Consider the following 705-nt stretch of genomic DNA (forward strand, 5'->3'; position numbering starts at 1 on the left):
TAGTAATTTCTGGTGCATCATTCACGGTCGCAACACTTGGATCAACGCTTACTGCGTCGCCATCTGTTGTGCCATCGTTTGGCGTTAAGGTGAACGCTGGTAATTCTTCGCCACTGTTGACTAAGTCAGCGCCCACTTGGGTTAATACCACCGCGCCATCAATCAGTGCATAATTTACTGTGTCGCTTAGCGTAACCGTCACCTCATCGCCATCTTCATCGAAGGTCTCGAAAGTCGCTACTTCTGCGCCAGCAACCGCGCTGCCGTCATCTTCGGTAAAGTCATTGCTGGTTAAGATGGTAATTTCTGGTGCATCATTCACGGTCTCAACACTTGGATCAACGCTTACTGCGTAGCCATCTGTTGTGCCATCGTTTGGCGTTAAGGTGAACGCTGGTAACTCTTGACCGCTGTTCACTAAGTCAGCACCGGCTTCAGTGAGCACAACCGTACCATCTACGATTTCGTAGTTAACGGTATCGCTTAAGGTGACGGTCACTTCATCGCCATCTTCATCGAAGGTCTCAAAGGTCGCCACTTCTGCGCCAGCAACGGCGCTGCCGTCATCTTCGGTAAAGTCATTGCTGGTTAAGATAGTAATTTCTGGTGCATCATTCACGGTCGCAACACTTGGATCAACGCTTACTGCATCGCCATCAACCGTGCCGTCGTTTGGCGTTAAGGTGAACGCTGGTAATTCTTCGC

Annotated in this window: 1 protein-coding gene; it reads right to left on the reverse strand. The window is 50.1% G+C overall.

Going from position 1 to position 705, the window contains the following annotated elements:
• Positions 1–705, reverse strand: a 705-nt coding sequence (locus OW492_RS16940; RefSeq protein WP_290041707.1) for a hypothetical protein, incomplete at both ends; no start/stop codon positions are given.

The organism is Psychromonas sp. 14N.309.X.WAT.B.A12, from assembly GCF_030397575.1.
GTDB lineage: Bacteria > Pseudomonadota > Gammaproteobacteria > Enterobacterales > Psychromonadaceae > Psychromonas.